Source organism: Agrobacterium sp. SORGH_AS 787, from assembly GCF_030819035.1.
GTDB classification, from domain to species: Bacteria; Pseudomonadota; Alphaproteobacteria; order Rhizobiales; family Rhizobiaceae; genus Agrobacterium; species Agrobacterium larrymoorei_B.
Map to the genome: position 1 here is coordinate 2,765,046 of NZ_JAUTBG010000002.1, position 16,824 is coordinate 2,781,869.

Genomic DNA, 16,824 nt, shown 5'->3' on the forward strand with positions numbered 1-16,824 from the left:
ATCAGATTGGCACCCTCTTGAACCGGCTTGGAAAGCAGCGACCTTGATACGCAAGCACTCCACGACTCTTCATGGTCACCGCACAAGCATCTCTCTAGAGGATGCGTTCTGGGACGAGCTCCGCGCCATAGCGGAAAGGCGAAAGATGAGCTTCGCATCCCTGTTGGCGGAGATAGACGACAACAGATCAGAAAGCAGCAATCTGTCCTCTGCGCTGAGGGTCTATGTGCTGACCTGGTTGAAAAGCCAGAAGTAGGTCATTCATCCATGTCGCACATCATCGGCGGGGGCGCGTGCCGGAGCGACCGCATCGGGCCAAGCCGTCCGGGCGAGCGGGTGGCACGCTTCCACGGATTGGCCGGCACATCTGCAAGAGTTTCGATAGCCCGGCACGCTCACCGCGTCCCACTGCGAAGCACGGTCTGGCATCTTTCCGCCAGGATCAAACGCGATCGGCTCGGCCGTGACTTTGGGTATGCCCGTCGCCAATCGCCTTTACCCTGACGACACCCTGCTCCGGCAGAACGGTCCCATCCAACAGGGAAGCGCTTTAGGGTGGGGAATCGTTCGATGGGTTGGAGAACTGTCTGATCACATCCTGCGTCGGGGGAATTTTCAGCGTGGGTGTCGCCTCAGGCTGTTTTTGCTCCCGCTGCAAACGCTCCTGCTGCTCCTTCTCCGCCTGCAGACGCTCCTGCGCGAGCGCGCGCAGACGTTCCTCTTCCGCCTGCCTTGCTCGCGCTTCCGCTTCCGCGCGGTCCTTTGCGGCCTGCCGCTCTGCCGCCTGGAAGCGATAGAGGGCAACCTCGCGTCTCAGTCGCTGCTTTTCCAGCACGCTCGCCTGCAGCGCTTCCACACGGCGACGTTCCTTCTCGAAGGCGCGAAGCGAGAGGTAGCTGGTAAGGCCCGAGACATCCGTCGTCAAAGCCGGCTGAGCCAGAGGGCCGACATAATTCAGTCGAATGGAGGGCGTGGCACCTGCAAGCTCTTCGGTACCCGGCTTGTAGTCGAGTTCGACACCGCCCGTCAAAGTCTCATCGGCGATGTTGAGCGACAGATCACCTTTGAGGGACAGTTGGTCTGTGGATGCCGTCACGTTCTGCATGTGCAGGCCGCCATCGCTAATGGTGAAGGGCATCGAGATCTGACCAAGCGAAACATCGCCGTGCCAGAGTTGCTGATCCACCAGCGGACGAACTTTTGCCGCATCGATATTGCCCTGAAGACCCGCCGCCGCTTGAAGCCAAGGCTGAAAGGCATTCGGGTTGATGCCCCGCAAAACGAGATCATTCGTACGGATTTCACCAGAACCGCTCGCGGACGTCAGCAACTCGCGAACACTCTTGCCGGTCGCTTCCGCCGTCAGGTCTGCAGCAAAGCGGCCGGTCGCCACAGGGCTGTTCCCGCTCTTCCAGATGATGCCTTCCGGATTGGCACCGGAAATGGCGAGCTTGGTGCGGAAGATTCCTGCCCCCTCACCCGTTGCCATCGCCATTCTGCCGGACAGCTTGCCGCCCATCCAGTCACCCGCCATATTGTCGAGCGAGAGCGTGCCATTTCCATGGGTCAGTGAAAAAGACGATCCGGTGACGGTACCAAATGGACCGACCTCGAACTTCCCCGCCTTGACGGAGAGTGCCGCTTCGATCTTTGGGAAGGACGGAAGTGCTACAGGTTTGGCGTTCAACCCGCCATTCTCCGGATCGATGACAGGTCCGTACATCGCATCCCCCAGCCACGCCAGATCGACATTGGCAACTGAGACATCTCCTGTCAGCTTGTAGGGAGCGGCACGCGAGACCGCCACAGTGCCTGAAAAGGCATTGCCGCCGGCCTGCCCGGTCAGGTTGCCAAAGGTAGCTTTCTCTTTGTCGACCGAAAGCTTGGCGCTCGCCTTCGTCGACATGCCACCGCCAAGCTGCGGCAGGCCAACGGCGTTCATGATGAGATAGGGTTCAATATCAGCGCTTTCCAGCGCGAGGTCCGCGCTGCCCTCGCCAAAGGTTTCAGGCGCAAGCGAAAAACTGCCAGCGGCGGTGAAGTGCGTGCGCTCGGTGGAGAAACGGAAGTCCGTCTGCATTGCCGAACCGAGGCTGCCATTCAGCTTGACCGAAAGCAGGCCTTCGCCATCCGCATCGAAAGGCAGCGGATCGAGGCTTGCCTGGCCGAAGAGAATGGCGGTGGACTGGTTCTTCAGGACAGCTTCGAGTGTCAGTGCCGTGTCATCCGTGATCGAGAAGAAGTCGGGTAACTTGGCGACAGCCGAAAGCCGGCTACCATTGATGGTGCCGGAGACGGCAGCATTGGCACCACCGCTATTGCTATCGATTGAGAGATCGACGGTGACGTCGGAATTGGCGTACCAGGCCGCACTTTTCACAACGCGATCCAAGAGCGGGTGGTGCGGCAGTTTCTGGCGGATCAGTTCAAGGACCGGCTGCATGTCTGGTGCGCGCAGGTTGATGGTGCCCTTGCCGCCATATTTCAGCAATGTACCCTGCAATTGGCCCTTGGCGTGAACCTCGGCGCCAGCAATATCGCCCGCGGTCATCGTATCGAGAGACAGCACGCCATCCGACACCGTAAAGGCGGTTTCCACTTTGTTGGCTGTCACGCCCGCCATATTGAAACGATCCGCCTTGAACTTGGCGCTGATGCGATGATCGAAGACAGAGGAGCCGTTCTGATCGCCAAGCACCAGGCTTCCAAGCGCCTTAAGGGCATCGACATCGATCTCGTCGCCAGCAAGATCGATATCGATGCTGGAGCCCTTGTCCGTCGCCTGGCGCAGCAGACTTCCCCGCAGTGACGCCTGGCCGATGGCGAGTTCGAGATCATCAAAGCGCTGCGCCTTGGTGGTTAGCGAAACCTTGGAGGAAAATCCGGCGGCATTCATCTGGCGGATTGCCGGATCGACGCTACCGGTCAGCCAGTTGGCAAGACCGGATGGCTGGTTGGAGGCGACCAGAAGATCCCCGTTGAAGGCCGGGCCATCGGTCAGCGTCAACGAACCCTTGGCCTCGAACTGGGTGCGGCCCGGCAGCATGGCAACGGCGTTGACCACCTGCCAGCCTGCCCCATCCGGACGCACATCAAGACGGATATCACGAATGGTGGTGTCGTCGGAAACCAGCGCTGGCAGACTGATGATGGCCTTGCCCGGCACCTGCGGCACCGGAATGCGTGCAATCAGATCGGCAAAGGCCTCGATCCGCTGGCGCAGTGAGACAGTCGGGACACGGGATGTCTTGCCGCTCGAAGGGACCGGAACCGGTGTGAAGCGGTTGAAATCGATCTGCTGCCCGTCGGCGGTCAGCAGGAATTCGGGCGCGGCACCCGTATCCAGCGTGGCTTCGCCGGTAACAATATAGGGATTATCGGTGGCGCCTAGTTCCATGCGGTAGCTGGGAATGCGCAGGCGCCCATTTGTCAGTTCAAAGCTGCCGCGTGTGCGCGGCGCGGAAAAGATCGATTGATCCTGCTTTTGCTGCTTATCGTCGCGCCGGAAATTGAAGGCGAAGGAGCCGCTATAGACAGGACGGCCCGCCGTCGCGCCAATGCCGCCATCGAGATCAATCTCGACGGGATATTCATCCGGCTGCATGCGCAGACGCAGACCCATGCGACCGACTGTGGGATCGGGCTCGCTGCTGGACAGAGAGAAGGAACCGGCATGACCGTCAATCGCGGCGCGACCCTCCGCCCGCCATGGTCCGGCGAGCGACTTGGCCGACATGGCGGCATTCAACCCTGTGATGGTGCGGTTGCGGCCCGATTGCTCGTCGATGAACTCGATCTGCCCGTCTTCGATATTGACGCTTTCAAGCACCACGGTGCGCGCTGGAATTTCAACCCGACCACCACGCATCCAGTCGAGCGTACCATCCTTCAGCAGGCGGATCTTGGCTTTGGGCTCTTCGATGCGCATGTCGAAGATACGCGCTTCCCCGGAAAGAAAGGGCGCGAGTTCGGCATCCATGGAAAAGCGCGCGACCTGAATGAGCGGCGAGCCATCCGCATCGGTGCCTGCTCGCACATCATGAAGAGTAACGGATGGGAATGGCAAAAGCCGGGCCTCGACCGGCCCGTGCACCACGACCTTCTTGCCCAGGATGCGGCTTGCCTGATCCTCGAAGTCACGACGAAAGTCGGTCCAGTCGATGAAATACGGAATCAAAAGCGCTGCAAAAAGCGCTACGACCAGCAGTCCGCCCAGAAAAACCAGTATGCGTCCGAGCACGACCCGTCGTCTCCCATAATCACCGCTGAAAACTAGCGTTTTTTCGCCCTAGGGCAAGCATCATTTGGTTGAAAGCCCTTGCTCTCTAACCGGGTCAAAGACGAAAGAGCTTGCCTGGATTGAAAATATTATCCGGATCAAGCGACCGCTTGATGGCACGCATCGTATCGAGTGCAGGACCGGCCTCCTCTTCCAGAAAGCTCATCTTCCCCTGCCCCACGCCGTGCTCACCGGTACAGGTGCCATCCATGGACAGCGCACGGCGATTGAGACGCGCCACGAAGGCTTCGGTTTTCGCCACGCTTTCGGCGTCCTTGCCGTCGAAAAGCACGAGAACGTGGAAGTTGCCATCGCCCGCATGGCCGACGATCGGCGCCAGCATGTCATTTTCCCGAATGTCGCGTTGGGTCTCCACCACGCAGTCGGCAAGGCGGGAGATCGGAACGCAGACATCGGTCGAAAGGCCGTCGAGATGTGGCGCCAAAGCCCGCGATGCCCAATAGGCGTCATGGCGGGCTTTCCACAGCTTGTTGCGCTCCTGCGCGTCGCCGGTCCATTTGAAATCCGTGCTGCCGAACTCGGCAACGATTTCGGCAAATTGCTGCGATTGCAGCGCAGTGGTTTCTTCCGTTCCGTGAAACTCGACGAAAAGCGTTGGCTTTTCTTCGTAACCGAGACCGGAATAGGCGTTGCAGGCTCGGATTTGGACTTCATCCAGAAGCTCGATACGCGCCACCGGAATGCCGATCTGAATCGTCATGATCACCGCATCGCAGGCGGCCTTGATCGTTTCGAAAGTACACACGCCACCGGCGATCTTCTCCGGAATGCCCTGAAGACGAAGCGTAACGGATGTGAGCACACCAAGTGTGCCCTCCGCACCGACGAAAAGCCGCGTTAGGTCGTAACCGGCGGACGATTTGCGGGCACGCCTGCCGGTGCGGATTTCCTCACCATTGGCGGTGACGGCCGTCACGGCCAGAACATTGTCCTTCATCGTGCCATAGCGCACCGCATTGGTGCCGGAGGCGCGGGTCGATGCCATGCCGCCGATCGAGGCATTGGCGCCCGGATCGATCGGGAAGAACAGGCCGGTGTCGCGCAGATAGGTGTTCAACTGCTCGCGATTGACGCCGGGCTCCACGGTCACGTCCAGATCCTCGGCGTTTACCTCGATAATACGGTTCATCCGGCTGAAATCGATAGAGATACCACCGGATGGCGCGTTCACTTGCCCCTCCAGCGAGGAACCCGTACCGAAGGGAATGACCGGCACCTTGTGCTCCGCGCAGGCTTTTACGACGGTTTTCACATCATCGGCGCTTTCGACGAAGGCAACGCCATCGGGGAGCTGCGTCGTCAGGTAAGTCGTGGTGTGCGAATGCTGCTCCCGGAAAGACTGGCCCGTCTGGAATTTTTCACCAAGATCGCGCTTCAGCACGGTCAGAACCGCGGCAATGCCAGCCTCGTTTCGTGTTCCCGATACGACATCTTTCAAAGCCATGACATACTCCACCATGCTGCATATCTTTGCCCCGCGTCCCGCGCGGGTCATGGCGTGGTATGTGACAAGGTTCTGACTTTGTCCAGCACAGGCTTTGCTCTTGTCCGCTGTTTGACGTCAAATCATTCCGCTGCGAGAAGCGGCTTGTCCTCTTCAAGAGCGCGACGGCGGATCGCCGTTTCCAGTTCCCGATGCAGGCGAATTTCCTCATCCGCCTGCGGCTTGGCAAAGCGCGCCAATAGCAGGTACGAAACCGGCGTGATGTACAGCGTCACCAGCGTTGCAAAGCCGAGGCCGCCGACGATCACCCAGCCAAGCGCGATACGCGCTTCAGCACCTGCACCCTGCGCCAGCACCAGCGGCACACCGCCGAGAATGGTGGCGATCATCGTCATCATCACCGGGCGAAGGCGAATGCTGCAAGCCTTCTCGATGGCTTCGCGAACACTCGCACCCTGGTCACGCAGATGATTGGCGAATTCCACGATCAGAATGCCGTTCTTCGCCATGACGCCAACCAGAAGTACAAGGCCGATCTGGCTGTAGACATTGAGGCTCGACCCGGTGACGAGCAGCGCAATCACCGCGCAGGCGAGACCGAGCGGCACCGTCGTCATGATGATCAACGAACTCAAAACGCTTTCGAACTGTGCTGCCAGCACCAGGAAGATGATCGCAATGGCAAAGCCGAAAGTCAGCAACATGCCGCTGGAATTTTCCTGAAGCGTGGCGGCTTCACCGAGCGGGATCAGCCGCGTACCGGATGGCATGATCTGGCCTGCCAGCTCATTGACCTTGTCAACCGCTTCACCCAGTGAAACGCCCTCGCGCAGGTTGGCGGAAAAGCCAACCGATGGAAGCTGCTGCTCGCGGTTCAGCTGCGGTGCAACGGCAGTCTCCTTGAGTGACGCGATGACCGACATCGGCACGATCTTGCCGTCATCGGTCTTGAGGAAGACGTTCTCGAGGTCCGTCGGATCGTTGATCGGGCGGGTGGAGGCGAGAAGACGAACCGGAACGGCGTCGCCATTTACAAAGACGTCGACGATGGAGCGACCTTCGAGAAGCGACTGCATGGCGCGCGAGAGGCCGGTAATGTCGATGCCGAGATCGGATGCCCGTTCGCGATCGATCGAGACGGAAAGCTGCGCCTGGTTCGGCTCGTTATCGAAGCGCGGCGTGTCGAACATGCCGGTTTCTTCCATGGCAAGCAGCAGTTTCTGTGTCGCTTCCGTCAGCGCTGGATAGTTGGAGCCGACCATCGCCATGGTAAGGCCATTACCCGCGCCGCGAATGCGCAGGCTGTTCGGCTGCTGCGCCGTGCCACGAAGCGCAGGCACCTTTTGCGCGGCGGCATTGATATCCTGCGCGATCTGGTTTTGCGTGCGGTCGCGATCCGCCCATGGCGCCAGCGTCAGCACCATGAAGCCCGTATTGGACGAGCCGTTCATACCGGTGATCGAATAGACGTTGCGGATTTCACCGCTTTCGCGCAGCGGCATTAGGTTCTCTTCGATGCGCTGCAACTGGTCGCGGGTATATTCAAGGCTGACGCCCTGTGGCGCAGTCACCCGCAGGAAGATCGACGAGCGATCCTCGCGCGGCGTCAATTCGTTCTGCACCATGCCGAAGGCCACCCAGGAGACGCCTGCAAAGGCAATCGACACGACGATGACGATCAGCGGATTGTTGAGACAGCTCGATAGCGTGTTTCTGTAAGTGCTGGCAAAGAGATTGCCGAACCAGGCAAGCGGGCCCGTCTGATGCTCGACGGTCTTTTTCAGCATACGCGATGCCAGCATCGGACACAGTGTGAGTGCCACGATGGAGGACAGGCCGACGGCGAAAGCCAGCACAAAGCCGAACTCGCGGAACAGGCCACCCAACTGGCCGGGCAGGAAGGACAGCGGAATGAAGACGGCCGCCAGTGTCGCCGTCGTTGCAAGAACCGCAAAGAACACCTCCTGCGTACCGAGAACGGCTGCGGCCCGCGGCCCCATACCTTCGGCCCTGCGACGAACGATGTTTTCCAGCACCACGATCGCATCGTCCACCACAAGACCCGTCGCCAGCACGATGGCGAGCAGCGTCAGGATGTTGATGGAAAAGCCGACCATGTAGATGGCGACCAACGTGCCGATCAGCGCGACCGGCATGGTGATGGCTGGAATAAGCGTGGCGCGCCAGTCGCGCAGGAAGAGATAGAGAACCACCACCACGATCAGTGCGGAGAGACCAAGCGCCAGCTCCACCTCATGAAGCGCCCCTTCGATGAAGACCGCATCGTCGCTGGTCACGACGATCCGTGTGCCTTCCGGCAGGTTCGGCGTCATCGCATCGACAGCTGCCTTGACCCCGGTTGAGATATTCAACGTATTGGACTGCGCCTGGCGAATGACACCAAGACCGACGCCCTGCACACCGTTGGAGCGCAGCGACGTGCTTTCATCATCGGCGCCAAGCTGCACGCTCGCCACATCGCGAAGACGCACCCTGTCCTTGATCAGCAGATTTTCGAATTCGGCAGGCGTCGTTAGGCTGGCGGTTGCTCGCACAACAATGTCCTGCGTTGAACTCTTCAGCGAACCCGCGGGGACATCGAGCGCAGCGGTTGCGAGCGCGTTGGAGACATCGGTCACCGTGAGACCGCGGCTGGCAAGGGCTGCCTGATCGAGATCGATCCGGAAAACCTTCTCCTGGTCGCCGTAAAGCTCCACATCGGCAACGCCATCCACAGCGGCCAGACGATCGACGACCTCATCCTCTACCAGCTTGGTCAGATCTTCCATGCTGAGCGTGGAGGACGTAACGGCAAGACGCATGATTGGCTGGCTGTCGGAATCGGCCTTGATGATCTGCGGTTCATCGGCATCTTCCGGCATCTGGTTGGTCACGCGGCCGATCGCATCGCGCACGTCGTTCGCAGCAACAGCGAGATCGATATTGTCGCCGAATTCCAGTGTCACGCGGCTGGTGCCGAACTGCGAAGCAGACGAGATGGATTTCACCCCGCTGACGCGGGCAACCGCGCCCTCAATCGTCTGCGTCACCTCCTGGTCAATCGTCTGTGGTGAGGCACCATCATAGGTCGTGCGCACTGAGATGACCGGACGATCGACATCCGGCAATTCACGGACTTCGACGCCGACAAGCGCCGCGAGACCCGCGACAACCAGCAGCGTGTTGATCACCGCGGCAAGGATCGGCCGTCTGACGAAGAGCGCGGTAAAGGCAAGCTTTGAATCCTGCCCCGCGGGCGGCGTCTGTCCGGTTGATGACCCGCTCATTGGCTCGCGACCTCCGCTGCTTTCGGTTCGTTGCCGACACGCACAGCGCCGCCTTCACGGACGCGCTGGAGACCCTCTGTCACGAGGAGGTCGTTGGGTGAAAGCTCGGCCTTCACCAGAACCGCATCGGGATTGCGCTGCACCACCTGAACGCGGACCTTGTTCGACGTGTTGTCTTTCACACGCCAGACATAGGAGCCATCGGCATCCCACTGCACGGCCAGCGGATCGACGGATGGGTAGGTTTCTCCCTCGAATTTCATCGTGACGCTGAAAGACATGCCGGCACGCAATTCATCCTTGGCGTTATCGAAAACGGCGCGGACGCGAACGGTGCGGCTTGCCTCATCCACGCGATTGTCGACTGCTTCTACCTGACCCTTGAAAGTCTCACCTGCGCGCGCGATCGAGGTCGCTTCCACCGGCATGCCAACCGTGATCGCAGTGGCAAATCGTTCCGGTGCCCAGAAGTTGACGAGAATTTTCGAGCGATCGTCGAGGCTCACGATACTGGTCTGCGTCGTTGCATTATCGCCGACATTGATGGCGACGATACCGGCAATGCCGTCGATCGGCGCGACGATATTGCGCCGTTTCAGATTGAGCTCGGCGGTGCTGACCGCAAGCTTGGCAGACTCCTCGGCAATCTGCGCATCGAGAACGTCGAGACGGGCCACCGATCGGAGGTTTCGATAAGACGTGGATTTCTCGACCGCACTTTTGAGAGCGACCTGCGCCTTGTCGCGCTCGATCAGTTGCTCGTCATCATCGAGCCTTGCAAGCACATCACCCTTCTTCACCTTCTGACCCGACGAGACGAGAATCTCGGAAATCAGGCCGGACGCCTGAGGTGTGACGACGACGGTCTGGATCGCCTCACCGTTGCCTATTGCATTAAGACGATCATTCACCGTGCCGGTTTTCACAGGAGCGGTAATCACAAGCGTTGCATTGTTACGCCCGCCTCCGCCGCCTTGACCTGCAGATCTGGACGAACCATTGGCGGCGTTCTTTGCGGCAGGTTCTCCGGTCGTGACGATGCCTGCTTTCGCCAGCAGGCTCTGTCCTGTGGACGAATTGAACGCCCACAAAAAGAAACCAGCGCCGACAACCGCCAGACTGACACCAACCTGCTTCCAAACCCGCATGCAATTCTCCGTGTGATCCATCCGCAAACGCAACCGTGCCGCAGGGCGGACAGGCGAATGATTTGGCGCAGTATCTTTGCTGTTGCTTAACAACGCAACGCAAGATTCCGTTTCTTACAGAATTGTAATTTGCGAAAATTTTACGGCAAGACAGCGGAAAATAGCCGATATACTTTATCAGCAGTTGTAATTCGCTGTCAAAGCTATCCCAGGCACCGCGGTGGAAACGCCGATCTGCGAGGTGGCACAGAGGCGCAAAAAAGCCATTTCGCCTTTGATTGGACGCGATCGCGGCGCATACGGGAATAAAAGCAGAACGCTGTTCCACAGCATCGGCCCCAAAACCGGGACCGATTTTCGCGAAGTGCGATACTTAGACCCATAGGACGCTCTAGCGTTTACATCCCGAATCACTACATTGAGCCACATGAGCAATAGTTTCGACGATATGCCGTTCTTCGACGAAGAACCAAACGAACCGCGCCGTCCAGTCCCAACCGCCGCTCCAGCCGAGGGTGGCCTGGGGATTGCCGCCCGCGCTATGGCAGCGCGCGACCAGGCACGCGGTACGCCCGATTATCTCTCCGGTCTCAATCCTGAGCAACGGGAGGCCGTCGAAACGGTAGATGGGGCAGTGCTGGTTCTGGCGGGTGCAGGCACCGGCAAGACCCGGGTGCTGACGACACGCATTGCCCACATTCTCGCGACCAACAAAGCCTATCCGAGCCAGATCCTGGCCGTGACCTTCACCAATAAAGCTGCCCGTGAGATGAAGGAACGCATCGGAGTTCTCGTCGGCGGCGCGGTCGAAGGCATGCCGTGGCTCGGCACCTTTCATTCCATCGGTGTGAAACTGCTGCGCAAGCATTCAGAGCTTGTTGGGTTAAAATCCAACTTCACCATTCTCGACACCGATGATGTCGTGCGTCTCATCAAGCAGTTGATCCAGGCCGAAGGTCTGGACGACAAGCGCTGGCCGGCCAAGCAGTTCGCCGGCATGATCGACAATTGGAAGAACAAGGGGCTGACCCCGCCCGATATTCCGGAAGGTGACAGCCGGGCTTTTGCCAATGGAAAAGGCCGCGACCTTTACAGCGCCTATCAGGATAGGCTGAAGAACTTGAACGCCTGCGATTTCGGCGATCTGTTGCTGCACCCGATCACCATCTTCCGCCGTCATGCCGATATTCTCAAAGAATACCACCAGCGGTTCCGCTACATTCTGGTGGATGAGTATCAGGACACCAACACGGCACAATATATGTGGCTGCGGCTTCTGGCGCAGCGCGCCAAGGGTCAGCCTCAAAACGTCTGTTGCGTCGGCGACGATGACCAGTCCATCTATGGCTGGCGCGGCGCGGAAGTGGACAATATTCTGCGCTTCGACAAGGATTTTCCCGGCGCAAAGGTCATCAAACTCGAGCGCAACTATCGCTCCACCGAGCATATTCTCGGCGCTGCCGGCCATCTGATCGCCCATAATGAAGGACGTCTGGGCAAGACGCTATTTACTGACCGTGTCGATCCGAACGATGAAAAAGTCGTGGTCCATGCCGCATGGGATTCGGAAGAGGAAGCGCGCGCCGTCGGTGAGGAAATCGAGGCGCTTCAGCGCAACACCAAGCACAATCTCAACGACATGGCGATCCTCGTGCGCGCTTCGTTCCAGATGCGCGAGTTCGAAGATCGCTTCGTCACGCTTGGTCTGAATTACCGGGTCATCGGCGGCCCGCGCTTCTATGAGCGCATGGAAATCCGCGATGCCATGGCCTATTTCCGCCTTGTCTGCCAACCTGCCGACGACCTGGCTTTCGAGCGCATCGTCAACACACCGAAGCGGGGCCTGGGCGATACGACCATTCGCACGCTGCATGACTATGCCCGCGCCCGTAATATTCCCATGCTCGCAGCCGCCGCCGATATTATCGAGACGGATGAACTGAAACCCAAGGCGCGCAAGGCGCTTTTCGATGTGGTTCAGGACTTCCGCCGCTGGCAGGGCCTGCTGGAAAACACCGAACACACGGTGCTCGCCGAGCAGATACTCGATGAAAGCGGCTACACCGCCATGTGGCAGGCGGACAAGACGGCGGAAGCGCCAGGACGCCTGGAAAACCTGAAGGAACTTATCCGCTCGATGGAATCCTTCGAGAGCATGCGCGGCTTCCTCGAGCATGTGGCGCTCGTCATGGATGCCGAGCAGAATGAAGAGCTCGATGCCGTGTCGATCATGACACTGCATTCTGCGAAAGGTCTGGAATTCGAAACCGTCTTCCTGCCCGGTTGGGAGGAAGGCCTGTTCCCGCATCAGCGGTCTCTCGATGAAGGCGGACGCTCAGGCCTCGAGGAAGAGCGGCGCCTTGCCTATGTGGGCATCACCCGCGCCAAGCGGCGCTGCCACATCTGGTTCGTGTCCAACCGCCGTATTCACGGCCTCTGGCAATCCACCCTGCCCTCACGCTTTCTCGATGAGCTGCCGCCATCCCATGTCGAGGTCACCGCTTCGGAAAACAATTATGGAGGCTATGGCGGCCGCGGCGGCTATGGCCAATCCCGCTTCGACAAGGCCGAGCCCTTCGCCAATAATTACTCGACCCCCGGCTGGAAGCGGGCGCAGGCCAACCGCTCCGATGCCACGCGTGACAATTGGGGCAGTCGGTCTGGACATGCAGTGGAGCGGATAGGCTATGGCGAGAGTGGGCCACGTGCGCGGACGATCGATGGAGAACTTGTGGCGAAATCGGTCGCCGATGCGCCTTCGAAGTTCGCCGTCGGAGACCGGGTCTTCCACATCAAGTTCGGCAACGGCAATGTCGCCACGGTCGAGGGCAACAAGTTGACGATCGATTTCGATCGAGCCGGCCAGAAACGCGTGCTCGATGGCTTTGTCGAAAAGGCCTGAAGGGACAGCACCTGCCTGAAAATCAGAACGAATTTCGGGTAGATGCGTTCGCTCATCAAGATTGAGCTTTATCTTCCAAAAGGACAAACGTCTCTCTAAGCTTTCACCGAGTATTTTTTAACTGACTGAAAGCGTCCGCTATTTCCATCAGGATGATTCTCGGCAATAACCATCTGTGTTGCCAGGCCGTTCTTCCTGAGGTTAAATTGCATATATTAGAAAATAATAAATCAAAACTTGCGATCTACCTCATCAACATGGCCAATGCAAAGGAACGCAAACAGGCCATGTTCGACAAGCTTTCAGACATCGGTCTGACGGCGGAGCGTGTCGAGGCAATCGATGGCAGGGCGCTGACATTTCCAATCCCGGAATTCAGCGCGCTTTCCTACAAGTTGATGCATGGCCGTCGGACTTGCCCTCCAGAAATCGGCTGCTATCTGAGCCACGTGGAATGTGCGCGCCGGCTGTTGCAGAGCGATGCCGAGTTTGCTCTTATCCTGGAAGATGATGTGGTCTTCAAACAGGACTTCATGGCGTCAGTTGAGGCCGCAATCGATCATCGAAACGATTGGGATATCCTCCGACTATCGACGGTGAGCAACGGCAGAAAATATCCGTTTCGCAAACTAACCGCCGACCGGTCCTTGAGCATCGCACTGACGCGCGAAAAGGGGTCAGGCGCCTACATCGTCAATCGTAAGGCTGCGAAGTGGATCGCGGAAAAGCTGGTCCCGATGCGGCTTGCCTACGACATCGCCTATGATCTCGAATATCTGGCAGGACTCAAATCGGCCTTCATCTACCCCCTGTGCGCCTCGCAAGATGCGGACAATACCAGTTCGATTCAGGACACCGCCCGCGCGTACAAGCTGCCCCGCTGGCGGTACGTCACCGTCCTGCCCTTCCGCACATATCTTGAGGTCACACGCTTCTTGTTCAGAGGAGCTTGGCTCCTGTTGGGCTATGCGGGAAACTTGGTCGTGCCACGTACATTGCCAACGGGAACGTCGAGGAGTGATTCTTTCAGCACCTCAACGCCGCACCACTCCGTCCCTCACGAGGCTAAGGCACCGGTTCACGCGGTCGTTTCGCCTGGCGTAAACCCAATCAGGTAAACTGCGGCAACGATAGCGGCTATGATAAAGATCGAGATGACGAAGATCGTCATCCGGTTCAATGGTTTGCGTGTCGTTTTCTTCATGCGCAGACAACAGTCTTGCGCTGATTTTGTTCCCGCCAAAACCGGAAGAGCGGTCGGTAGACCTGAAGAGAGATAAGCCGCCCTTCATCCGTAGAAACGGACGCGTGGCGCTTTAGCGATCACCTGAACCATCATTTGAAATGGCCGGACCCATCAACGCATTTCGTTTTGTTTTTGCATCGTAAGGTTCTAAAGCCTGATGATCTCCTCAGGACTATCTCGGAAAGACAAAACCTCCCATGACGCCGACACGTTCCAATCCGCTTCACCTGGCGGCCGCTTTCGCAAGCGGCGGCCTCTTGACCTTGATGGTGCATTTCAACGGGATGCTCGCCCATTATGGCAACGCGCTCTTTTCCTCCTGGACTGCGCATGCCACCGGCACGATTGCCGCCATTATCGTCATGGGGCTGCTCTACCGCAAACCGGCACCCGGACAGCCGGCCAAACCCAAGGCTCCACTCTGGGCATACATGGGCGGCATGATCGGCGCAGTGCTTGTCATGCTGACCTCCACAGCGGTGAATTCACCTCTGGCTCTTTCCGGCACCATCGCCCTCGGCCTGGCTGGGCAGGTGATCTTTAGCCTTGCAGCGGATTTCTGGGGCTTGTTCGGCTTTCCCAGGCGTCGGCCACAGGGACAGGACATTCTCGCGATTGCCTTGATCCTCGGCGGCAGCGCACTCATCATTCTGGTTGGGAGAGCGACATGATCGTCTGGATCGCAATGGCCTTTATCGGCGGTGTCTTCGTGTCGCTGAGCCGTCAGGTCAATGGCCGCCTCAGCCTCTCCACCTCACCGCTCACCGCATCCTTCTGGAACCACTTCGTTGGATTGGTCGTGCTGACGCTTGTGGGTCTCGTCATCGGTGGTCTTCTGCCACCCGGCGCCAGCAACGCGCCCTGGTACGCCTTCATCGGCGGCCCAATCGGTGTCGTGTTCATAGCATCAGGTAGCTGGCTGATTGCCCGTATCGGCGCGGTCAACACAGCGCTTCTCGTGATCAGCGGCCAGATGGTTTCAGGTGTCGTGCTGGATTTTTTCAGCGATCAACCGCCAAAGATGTGGGCGACTGCGCTCGGCGTGGTCTTCATTCTCGGCGGCATGGTGCTGACCCAACGCCGCCGTTTAAAACGTCGCTGAAGGCCTCAGCTCTTGCCGAACAGGCTGCCGAACAATGTCTTGCCGCCGGTCTTTCCACCGTTGGCTGCGACAGCGGAAGGACGCCCGTTCAACTTCGGCACCACAATGAGGCGCTTGACCTCACCACGCTTGAAGGCGGCCAGGAACTTTGGATATTCCTTGAAAACGACGCAGCCATTCGATTCACCGCGCTTCGCCAGCATATAGGTATGCGCCAGGAGCCCGTTACGTCCATGCGGATTGACGCCGCTTTCTGGTGTCAGACGAATGGCTTCCACACCGTGGAAAAGCGATTCGCGCATGGTCAGGCGGTAGCTTGACGGTGGCGTCGCGCCGCGCATCTTGACGTGCACGAAATCTGGATTGTCGCGCATCTTGCCGATACCCGAATGGGCCTCGAGCTTCTCGCCGCTTGGAAGATGCACCACGCCTGCGGAAATATCGTAAATGGCAGTGCCATTGCCGCGGTCCGGCCATGGAACGGCGTCCATCTTCGTTTCGCGCATCGGGTTGTCGGGCCGCGCGAAGGCGACCATCGTCGATGTCGCTGGCTGCTGTACCGGTGGTTTGGCGGGTGTTGGGACAGGAGCTTGCGCAGCGATCTCCTTTTCGACAACCGATGGATTGGCTGGACGCGGAGTCGGCTCCACCTCGAAAGCCTTGGCGATCTCGGGGCGGAAGTTCGGCAGAGGCACGGTTTCCGGCAGGAGGTCGATCTCTTCATCCGCCTTGGCCTGCGGACGTCCGAGGGCGGCTGCGAACGCAGGGTGCTCTGTCGCTTCCTGTGTTTCCAGCATCGCGGTTTCTGGCCCGCGACCAAGTGCCGAATCAACGATCGCCGAGGGGCGAAGCGCTGCCAATTCCTTGACCGTCGCCTGTCCCTGTGCGTCGATTGCCGCCGCCGCACCGAAGCGTGCGGCAAAAAGCTTGGCGCTGAGCGGATGTTCCACCGCCAGACGCGTCATTTTCTGGTGGCTTTCGGGGTTGGCCGAAAGGCGCGAGAACTTATGGACGTGAATGGTGGGCTGAACGTCGTCGAGCGACTCGCCCGCCGGGCGGTCCACACGCGCCAGCAGCATCTTGTCAAAACGTTGCGTGCCATACGAGGCCTGCGCCATACCGTGCAGCGAAGCAAAAGCCGCCACAGCACAAACACTGGCAAGGATTCCGCCGCCCAAAAGAGCGGAGAGGCCGCCTGACGAGAGGCCAGCACGTTTTTTGTCACGGGCTGCGCCACGCATGGGCACGCCCTGATAGGTCACGACTGATGACGCCATGATACTCGTTACTCGAACCGTTTACGCAAAACCGGCTTGTCGCCGGCGACTTGGCGTTGGCCTCGATCGTCAGGTGCGAATCGCACCATCCTCGAAGCGAACAGGTTCGAAGCATGCC

10 protein-coding genes are annotated in these 16,824 nt (G+C 59.1%); 5 read left to right on the forward strand and 5 right to left on the reverse strand.

Features of this window, described 5'->3' with window-relative positions; all coding sequences use genetic code 11:
* Nucleotides 1–43 precede the first annotated feature (43 nt).
* Complete coding sequence (locus tag QE435_RS22660; protein WP_306934847.1) at nucleotides 44–256, forward strand: ribbon-helix-helix domain-containing protein; 213 nt, start codon at nucleotides 44–46, stop codon at nucleotides 254–256.
* 294 nt (nucleotides 257–550) lie between these two features.
* Here QE435_RS22660 and QE435_RS22665 read toward each other — a convergent pair whose 3' ends face one another.
* The 4 genes from QE435_RS22665 to QE435_RS22680 all read right to left on the reverse strand — a co-directional run bounded on the left by QE435_RS22665 (nucleotide 551) and on the right by QE435_RS22680 (nucleotide 10,179).
* Complete coding sequence (locus tag QE435_RS22665; RefSeq protein WP_349042724.1) at nucleotides 551–4,240, reverse strand: AsmA-like C-terminal region-containing protein; 3,690 nt, start codon at nucleotides 4,238–4,240, stop codon at nucleotides 551–553.
* 94 nt (nucleotides 4,241–4,334) lie between these two features.
* Nucleotides 4,335–5,744: an FAD-linked oxidase C-terminal domain-containing protein gene (locus tag QE435_RS22670; protein WP_306933391.1), complete on the reverse strand. Its 1,410-nt coding sequence runs from the start codon at nucleotides 5,742–5,744 to the stop codon at nucleotides 4,335–4,337.
* 122 nt (nucleotides 5,745–5,866) lie between these two features.
* A complete protein-coding gene (locus tag QE435_RS22675; RefSeq protein WP_349042725.1) occupies nucleotides 5,867–9,031 on the reverse strand; it encodes an efflux RND transporter permease subunit in 3,165 nt (1,054 codons plus the stop codon).
* Nucleotides 9,028–10,179, reverse strand: coding sequence for an efflux RND transporter periplasmic adaptor subunit (locus QE435_RS22680; RefSeq protein WP_349042726.1), 1,152 nt, complete (start codon nucleotides 10,177–10,179; stop codon nucleotides 9,028–9,030). Before QE435_RS22680 ends, QE435_RS22675 begins: the two co-directional genes overlap by 4 nt.
* A 427-nt stretch (nucleotides 10,180–10,606) precedes the next feature.
* Between QE435_RS22680 and QE435_RS22685 the strand changes: the two genes are divergently transcribed.
* The 4 genes from QE435_RS22685 (at nucleotide 10,607) to QE435_RS22700 (ending at nucleotide 15,429) form a co-directional block, all read left to right on the forward strand.
* A complete protein-coding gene (locus QE435_RS22685; protein ID WP_349042727.1) occupies nucleotides 10,607–13,081 on the forward strand; it encodes a UvrD-helicase domain-containing protein in 2,475 nt (824 codons plus the stop codon).
* Nucleotides 13,082–13,287: 206 nt separating this feature from the next.
* Nucleotides 13,288–14,199, forward strand: coding sequence for a glycosyltransferase family 25 protein (locus QE435_RS22690; RefSeq protein WP_349042728.1), 912 nt, complete (start codon nucleotides 13,288–13,290; stop codon nucleotides 14,197–14,199).
* A gap of 325 nt (nucleotides 14,200–14,524) precedes the next feature.
* On the forward strand, nucleotides 14,525–14,998 hold the full coding sequence (locus QE435_RS22695) for a DMT family transporter (protein ID WP_306933400.1): 474 nt from the start codon (nucleotides 14,525–14,527) through the stop codon (nucleotides 14,996–14,998).
* Nucleotides 14,995–15,429 carry a DMT family transporter gene (locus QE435_RS22700; RefSeq protein WP_349042729.1) on the forward strand — a complete coding sequence of 145 codons (435 nt, stop codon included), beginning with the start codon at nucleotides 14,995–14,997 and terminating at the stop codon, nucleotides 15,427–15,429. Before QE435_RS22695 ends, QE435_RS22700 begins: the two co-directional genes overlap by 4 nt.
* A 5-nt stretch (nucleotides 15,430–15,434) precedes the next feature.
* Here the strand turns inward: QE435_RS22700 and QE435_RS22705 are convergent, their stop codons facing one another.
* Entirely contained in the window at nucleotides 15,435–16,706 is a 1,272-nt protein-coding gene (locus tag QE435_RS22705; protein WP_349042730.1) for a tlde1 domain-containing protein, read from the reverse strand.
* Between the last annotated feature and the right edge of the window lie 118 nt (nucleotides 16,707–16,824).

Excerpts from the sequence above, each read along its gene's own strand:
- QE435_RS22670 (WP_306933391.1), bottom strand. The coding sequence starts at position 5,744 with ATGGCTTTGAAAGATGTCGTATCGGGAACACGAAACGAGGCTGGCATT.
- QE435_RS22675 (WP_349042725.1), bottom strand. The coding sequence starts at position 9,031 with ATGAGCGGGTCATCAACCGGACAGACGCCGCCCGCGGGGCAGGATTCA.
- QE435_RS22680 (WP_349042726.1), bottom strand. The coding sequence starts at position 10,179 with ATGCGGGTTTGGAAGCAGGTTGGTGTCAGTCTGGCGGTTGTCGGCGCT.
- QE435_RS22685 (WP_349042727.1), top strand. The coding sequence starts at position 10,607 with ATGAGCAATAGTTTCGACGATATGCCGTTCTTCGACGAAGAACCAAAC.
- QE435_RS22695 (WP_306933400.1), top strand. The coding sequence starts at position 14,525 with ATGACGCCGACACGTTCCAATCCGCTTCACCTGGCGGCCGCTTTCGCA.
- QE435_RS22700 (WP_349042729.1), top strand. The coding sequence starts at position 14,995 with ATGATCGTCTGGATCGCAATGGCCTTTATCGGCGGTGTCTTCGTGTCG.
- QE435_RS22705 (WP_349042730.1), bottom strand. The coding sequence starts at position 16,706 with ATGGCGTCATCAGTCGTGACCTATCAGGGCGTGCCCATGCGTGGCGCA.